Annotated in this window: 6 protein-coding genes; 4 read left to right on the plus strand and 2 right to left on the minus strand. The window is 31.3% G+C overall.

What is annotated here, in order from left to right; genetic code table 11:
• The first annotated feature begins 543 nt into the window (after positions 1-543).
• Both HRU50_RS15890 and HRU50_RS15895 read left to right on the plus strand, forming a co-directional pair.
• Positions 544-1,638: an adenylate/guanylate cyclase domain-containing protein gene (locus HRU50_RS15890; RefSeq protein WP_296352288.1), complete on the plus strand. Its 1,095-nt coding sequence runs from the start codon at positions 544-546 to the stop codon at positions 1,636-1,638.
• A gap of 273 nt (positions 1,639-1,911) precedes the next feature.
• Entirely contained in the window at positions 1,912-2,439 is a 528-nt protein-coding gene (locus HRU50_RS15895) for a hypothetical protein (RefSeq protein WP_296352290.1), read from the plus strand.
• Between the two features lie 142 nt (positions 2,440-2,581).
• Here HRU50_RS15895 and HRU50_RS15900 read toward each other — a convergent pair whose 3' ends face one another.
• The gene (locus tag HRU50_RS15900; RefSeq protein ID WP_296352291.1) at positions 2,582-3,280 is read right to left on the minus strand and encodes a LytTR family DNA-binding domain-containing protein; all 699 of its coding nucleotides are present in this window, start codon (positions 3,278-3,280) and stop codon (positions 2,582-2,584) included.
• Entirely contained in the window at positions 3,277-4,086 is an 810-nt protein-coding gene (locus HRU50_RS15905; protein WP_366927387.1) for a histidine kinase, read from the minus strand. The genes HRU50_RS15900 and HRU50_RS15905 overlap by 4 nt, the downstream gene beginning before the upstream one ends.
• A gap of 230 nt (positions 4,087-4,316) precedes the next feature.
• Here HRU50_RS15905 and HRU50_RS15910 point away from each other — a divergent pair, with 230 nt between their 5' ends.
• Complete coding sequence (locus HRU50_RS15910; RefSeq protein ID WP_296352295.1) at positions 4,317-5,498, plus strand: metallophosphoesterase; 1,182 nt, start codon at positions 4,317-4,319, stop codon at positions 5,496-5,498.
• 3 nt (positions 5,499-5,501) lie between these two features.
• Positions 5,502-6,185, plus strand: coding sequence for a type II CAAX endopeptidase family protein (locus HRU50_RS15915; protein ID WP_296352297.1), 684 nt, complete (start codon positions 5,502-5,504; stop codon positions 6,183-6,185).
• Positions 6,186-6,395: the final 210 nt, after the last annotated feature.

Genomic DNA, 6,395 nt, shown 5'->3' on the forward strand with positions numbered 1-6,395 from the left:
CAATCTGCGCTGCTTCGCAGACAATGCATCTTAAAGTAGATGTGTTATCATCTAAAGGGTTAAACCAAATTACTATTTCAGCTTTACCAAAGTCAATCGCCTTCAACGGGCTTCGAGCCAAAACGTGCAACATCGTCGGTTAAAAGTAATTTGGCCCTGATCATCGAATTCCCAATCTAATAAATTCTACAATTTACACTTCGCTATGCGAAGCTAATTGACAATCAATAATTAGAGATTAATAGTATGTAATTTTCTCTAATTATTGCTAAGGAATTTATTATCTTTTCATTCTCTAATCAGAACTACGTTTAACCCTTTAGTTGTAAGTAATATGAATTAATTTAAAGGTTTTTGATCATCTCATTATTTGTTTTAGGTAGTTGATTTCGTAGAAAACTAGTAATTAAAATAAATGGACGTAACAAGTCAAAAAAATCAAAAAATAACAATGCTATATCGAAAAGTAGCGTGATGCCCTAATTCTAAAATTAGTATTTTTATCATTGGACGTTTAATTTTTTTGCTTCTTAAAAATCATCCATGAGTATATTCGTAGGTATAAGACAAAAACTTTCTCATTATAGCATTAAAGGAAAAATAATAACCGTTTTATGGATAACCTTAATCTGGACTTTAATACGATTATTTAGATTTTTTGAAACCTATGCTAGCAATCCGGATTTTATAGAATTAAATGAAGAGTTAGCATCGAGTATTCTTATTACTCTTGTTGCAGGTTTATTTGTTGGAGCCAGTATAGTATTTCTTTGGGAGCGTTGGCTGAGAAGAATGGCTTACTTCAAAGCCATGTTTTTCATTATGCTGTTTTACTCCTTGCTGTTTTCTATTTTATTCAGTTTAGAACAAGGAATGATTAAGCTGAGTAACACAAATCAAACCACGGATGTAGAGGTCCTTGCGCTTAAATTTAAAGAAGGATTTAATCTGGTTTTTTTGACGAACTATATCTATTGGCTTGTTATTACGTTTTTGACTATTTTATTTTTATTCATTAGGGATAAATTCGGCCCAATTACGTTTGTTAATTTTTTAAAAGGAAAATACCTAAGACCAAAACGCGAAGAGCGCATCTTTATGTTTATGGATTTAAAATCGTCCACTGCAATCGCTGAACGGCTTGGTGAAGAACGCTATTTCAATTTCTTAAATGACACCTTTAGAATAGCAACTCCTGGAATATTAGTTACACAAGGGGAAATTTACCAGTACGTTGGTGATGAAATAGTAATTAGCTGGTTGATAAAAAATGGGGTTCATAGAGCAAATTGTATCCGCTGCTATTATGAAATAATCGAACTGCTAGAGGATAAGTCCGTTTATTTTCATGAAACCTACGGAACTCAACCTCTGTTTAAAGCTGGGTTACATTTTGGTCATGTCATTACTGGTGAAATGGGAATTGTAAAAAGAGAAATTGTATATTCTGGCGATGTTTTAAATACGGCTTCTAGGATACAATCACTTTGTAACGAAATGAACACTGATATATTACTATCTAATAATTTAATGAAACAAATTGATCTAAAATTTCTAGATGTAGAATTTAAGTCCGTTGGTAATATTACGCTCAGAGGAAAACAACAAAAAATAGAGTTAGTAACCCCCGCTAAATAATGATTAAGTATTGACTATAATTTGATCTATTCATCCATGTTCATAAATTAATAATAAACGATGTCAAATGGTTCTAATTAATCATGGATAATTTGGTTTTTCTTTTAATTGGAAAAGACTACTTACAACAATGTATAACCGCAATTACGGCGGATTCGACTACGTCCGAATCCACTCGGAATTGCGAGCGTCAGTGCTTAATCGAAAAATAGTAACTTAAACCCGTAACGGACGGTTATACGGACCGTTGGCAACAAGCTGAAAAAATCACGAATGAATCAAAATCTGGAACAAATATTTGAATTAGAATCTGCCGAAAAATATAATGAAGCATATTCTGAATATCGAAACCTGATTTCGGAAAACAACGCGGATTTTGAAACGTGGAAATATTATTTCTTCTTTTTGTGGTCTATGCTTGAAGATGTGAACGGACTTTTTAAAAAAGATATTGACTTACGAACCGAATTGGAATCCGAATTAAAAAACGGACTGAAAAAATACTCGGAATTAGCTGAATTTAATTTTATTGCTGGATATGCGATTTCAATTTTCCCTTACGAATTTGGCGACTACGAAGAGTTGGAAATTAAAGGGAAAGAAATGCTAAAAAAGGCGTTTGAATTGGAACAATCTAATCCGATTTATAAAATGGTTTATTTGGGTTCAAAGAGTCTGAATGAGAAAGAACAGAGTTTATATAAAAACGCTTGTGCTGAATCAAAACTGATTTTAAAAACTAAACATAGCGGAAAAGGATTGTTGAATGAATATTACAACCAAGTGTTTAATCGTGAATAAAAAAAGCCAGTTGCCAACAATGTATAACCGCAATTACGACGGATTCGACTACGTCCGAATCCACTCGGAATTGCTAAAGTCAGTACCAAACCGAATATTAACGCATATTAACCCGTAACTGACGGTTATACGAGACCGTTGGCTACAATTTTAAAAACTCAACAACATTCCCTTTATAATGTTTCCCAATAGGAATTTGATAATCTTTAATAAGAATTCTATTACCTTCAACAGCCTTAATATTAGCTTTCGCTACTGCATAAGATTTATGAACTTGAATAAATCTATCTGAAGGAATGGTTTCTAAAATATTCGATATTTTTTCTCGAATAAGTATTTTATCTTCATCTAAAACTACTTTACAATAGTTTCCAGCAGCTTCAATAAATAATATATCTTTTAATTTAACTTGAACATGCTTTTTATCACTGTATAAAAAAATATGCTGTTCTTCGGTAATAGTAGAAAGTTCTATTAGCCTAGAATTACTTTGTAATTTAGTAGTTTTATTAATAGCTCTAAGAAATCGCTCAAAACTAAAAGGTTTTAATAAATAATCTATAACATCTAACTCAAAACCTTCTAAAGCATGTTCTTTGTAGGCTGTAGTAATGATAACCTGGGGTCGATTTTGTAATGCTCTTAAAAAATCAAACCCTCTCAACTTAGGCATATTCAAATCTAAAAATATTAAATCTACAGAATTAATTCTTAAGAAATCTAAGGCTTCAATAGCGTCATAACAATGCTTTAATAGTTTCATATTAGGTAATAAATCACAATACCCTTTAATGATATCATGTGCAATGTGCTCGTCATCTACAATAATATATCTCGTCATAATAATATCTCTAAATAAGTTTTATAAATTGAGTTAGATTTATAAATATTAAGTTTATACCTTTCAGGGTAAACTAACTCTAATCTTCGTTTAAGGTTCGAAATTCCTAAGCCGTTATCTTCATCACTATCGTTTTCATCGAAATTGTTTTCTATTCCAAAATCTAACATCCCATTCTTAGTTCTTAATTGGACATTTATGAACGCATTCTCTCGTAATTTCTCAATTCCATGCTTAAATGCATTTTCCAATAAAATAATTAATAATAATGGATTTATTTCAAGCTTAGGGTCATCAATGTCAATGTCAAATTTCACATCAATAGCTTTATGATACCTAATGGTGTGTAAATAGATATAGTTTTGTAAAAATTCAACTTCATCATTAAGTAGCACTTTTTGCTTATTACCCTCATAAATACTATAACGCATTAAATCAGACAAACGCAATACAAGTTGTTTTGTTAGTGCAGAATCTTTGTCGATGGTACCATAAATAGTATTAAGCATGTTAAAAAAAAAGTGAGGATTAACTTGGCTTTGTAAATGTAATATTTCGCTTTTATGCATTTCATTCTTTATACTTAATACAGATCGTAATTGTTGGACCAACCAGACGATACCAATTACCAATAGAACTGAATAACATACAATTATTATCGCTACCGTAATAATTGATAGGTTAAGTTCTACAGAATCTGTTTTACTAAAAAAAATATAACCAATTACTAGGATTGGAATTAATACTAGAAAAAATAAAATTGTCTTTAATAAATTCCTAAATCCCTCTTTTAAAATATTTTTCATAATTCAAATATAGGTTGATCCTCACAAATCTTCTGTAAATAGTTACGAATCCTTTAATTCACATGATGAAATTGGCGTATCGAGTGACAAACTGAATTCAGTAGACATTATATCCATTTGAACCTAGAAACTGCCATTTTATCACTTAAAATTCTTTCACTTGTAAATGCCATATATGTTTGCCCAACCGTTAATCAAAAAACGAACTTTTTAACTTAAAACTTAACAATATGACTAAAAGAATTTTTAGATATTTAGCACACATTTTTGGAACGGTCTTTACTCTAGCAGTAATTGGAGCTACTGTCATTATTGCAATGAACGGGACCTTTGACTATAATCAAAATGATCTAGGCTTAAATCTAGATAGAGAAGGTCCATACGTCTTCATTGAATCTGACAGTACCTTTATCGTTAACTACATCCGAGGAAATAAACATGAAGGCTTTTATTTAGATACTAAAGCCTATCAATTTAATAATTCAGCCAACATCAATTGTTACTTTCCATTAGACCAAACCAAGTTTGATATTAATCTCAATCCAAACTTTGAACCACCTAAAACATTTTATAACGACGGCGAACAAATAATAGCCATTTCAGATATTGAAAGTGGATATAAAACATTTCGCGATTATTTAATTAATAATAAAGTTGTTGATGAGAATTTAAACTGGTCCTTTGGTAAAGGTCACTTGGTTCTAGTTGGTGATTTCGTGGATCGTGGTATGTCTACAACTCAGGTGTTATGGTTCATATATAAATTAGAACAAGAAGCAAAAGAACAAGGAGGGCATGTACATTTCATTATTGGAAATCATGAACTCTACAACATGCAAGGTAAATACAAATCTGCATCCTATAAATATTACGGAGTAGCCTCTATTCTGGGAAAACAGCATCACAATTTATATGATGATAGCTCATTTATTGGAAAATGGATGGCCTCAAAAAATACTATTGAGATGATAAATGGTAATCTATTTACGCACGGAGGGATTCATCCAGATATTGTAAAATATGATATTTCTCTTGATGACATCAATAAGGTTGCAAGAGAAAATTATAGAAAACCATTTTTTCCTAAACCAGAGGATTCTTCCGACCAATTAATACTCTCAACTAAAAAAGGTCTGAGTTGGTATAGAGGATATTTTGACAATGAGTTAACTCAAGATGAGATAGATAACACTTTAGAAAAGTTTGACGCAAAGGCAGTAATAGTAGGTCACACACCGCAGTGGACTGTAAAATCTTTATACAATAATAAAGTCTTTGCTATAGATGTGAAACATCCCAAAGATTATAAAGATAATTGGCCAAAGAAAAAATCTGAAGGGCTTTTAATCAAGGATGATAAATACATCAGGCTTTTAAACAATCAAAAAACCTTTGAGTTAAAAATTAAATAAATTATGAAAACTAAAATCTATAATACACTTAACAAACCTTACATTGTTGTATTTATAATGTTAATTGCACCTCTTTTGGGCTTTATTGACAGAAACTTTGTCTACTTTTTCGGGATTGGTATTGCATTCTTCATTTTTTGGAGAAGTAAATTTGACAGATCTAAGTTTGGATTAGACACTAAGCTTAATTGGAATACATTATATAAAAGTTTGAAATACACTTTTATACTATTCATTGCCGATTACATAATTATCGGTCCTATTCTTTATTCAATCTTTGGTGAAACTGATTTATCTTCGTTCAATGATATTAAAGGTAGTTTCCCGAGCTATCTAATTTTAATGTTAATGATGTGGGTCTTTGCTGCGTTCGGTGAAGAGTTCCTAAACCGTGGTTTTTACATGAAATGGCTAGCCAAATTCTTGGGGGACACAAAAAAATCATGGTTATTTGCTTCTATTATTACATCCATATATTTTGCCTTAGGGCATATCTATCAAGGTATTAGTGGAGCGACATCAGTCTTTTTTTGGTCAGTGATGATTTCTGCCATTTTTATGAAACATCGTAAAAATTTATGGCTACCAATACTTATACACGGTTTTTTTGATACTATCGGAATCACATTACTATACTTTGACAAGATTGGTGTTATTACCAAGTGGGTCAGTCAAATATATCAATAAGATCAGAAAAACTGTAGCCAACAACCTATATAAAAAATAGCGGTTCTTGCGAAAATTTGAACCGTTTTTCCATTTATTTGCTACCTTACTACAGAAAGGATAGTACAATTTTGTCAGCTACTTTTCATATACAAGACCGATGATAACACATTCGCCAAAGGCGAACTTCAATCTGCGCTGCTTCGCAGACAATGCATCTTAAAGTAGATG

Source organism: Winogradskyella sp. (genome assembly GCF_013213835.1).
Taxonomy (GTDB): Bacteria; Bacteroidota; Bacteroidia; order Flavobacteriales; family Flavobacteriaceae; genus Winogradskyella.

What these genes read in the sequence shown, in the direction of transcription:
- HRU50_RS15890 (WP_296352288.1), top strand. Translation starts at nt 544, where the DNA reads ATGAGTATATTCGTAGGTATAAGACAAAAACTTTCTCATTATAGCATT.
- HRU50_RS15895 (WP_296352290.1), top strand. Translation starts at nt 1,912, where the DNA reads ATGAATCAAAATCTGGAACAAATATTTGAATTAGAATCTGCCGAAAAA.
- HRU50_RS15900 (WP_296352291.1), bottom strand. Translation starts at nt 3,280, where the DNA reads ATGACGAGATATATTATTGTAGATGACGAGCACATTGCACATGATATC.
- HRU50_RS15905 (WP_366927387.1), bottom strand. Translation starts at nt 4,086, where the DNA reads ATGAAAAATATTTTAAAAGAGGGATTTAGGAATTTATTAAAGACAATT.
- HRU50_RS15910 (WP_296352295.1), top strand. Translation starts at nt 4,317, where the DNA reads ATGACTAAAAGAATTTTTAGATATTTAGCACACATTTTTGGAACGGTC.
- HRU50_RS15915 (WP_296352297.1), top strand. Translation starts at nt 5,502, where the DNA reads ATGAAAACTAAAATCTATAATACACTTAACAAACCTTACATTGTTGTA.